Here is a 560-nt window from a genome sequence, read left to right on the forward strand (position 1 = left end):
CTTCTGGTGCTGGCCGGTGACCTCGCTGCTGGCGGCGAACAGCTGGCGCTTGAACTTGTTGAGCTGTTCCTTGAGCAGGTCCCGCTCGGTGCGCACGATGCGCAGCTCCCCGGTGGTCGTGCGCAGCTCACCAGCCAAGGCTTCGTTGTGCTGGCGCGCATCGGCCAGCGCCTGCTGCAGGGCGTTGAACTGTTCGAGGGTGGGCATGTTGACCATCTGCCCGGCAGTGTCCCAGCCCATGGTCGGCTACGCCATTCGGATGTGCCGCAATGGCGCGACACCACCGGCATGATCTCAGCCGACCCGCTCGTACAAGCGCCGCGGGTGCCGCTGCACCACGCCGATGTCAATGCCTTCGAGCAGCCAGTGCAACTGCTCCACCGTCAGCGTGGGCACGTCCTGCTCGCTGGGCCAGATGAACCGGTCCTGCTCCAGCCGTTTGAGCAGCAGCCAGAAGCCGTTGCGCTCCCAGCCCAGCACCTTGACCCGGTTGCGCTGGCGGTTGCTGAACACGTAGACACACGCGGCGAACGGGTCCAGCCCGAGTGCTTGCTGCACCA

The 560-nt window shown here is 66.1% G+C and carries 1 protein-coding gene and 1 pseudogene; both read right to left on the minus strand.

The genetic code is table 11. The features are described from left to right. Positions 1-216: pseudogene (locus LRH25_RS32600) on the minus strand (IS66 family transposase); the annotation flags it as partial. Between the two features lie 78 nt (positions 217-294). Next, positions 295-560, minus strand: a 266-nt coding sequence (gene tnpB / locus LRH25_RS32605) for an IS66 family insertion sequence element accessory protein TnpB (RefSeq protein WP_231013300.1), incomplete at its 5' end; no start/stop codon positions are given.

It is taken from the genome of Ideonella azotifigens, from assembly GCF_021043325.1.
In the GTDB taxonomy this organism is placed as follows: Bacteria; Pseudomonadota; Gammaproteobacteria; order Burkholderiales; family Burkholderiaceae_C; genus Ideonella; species Ideonella azotifigens.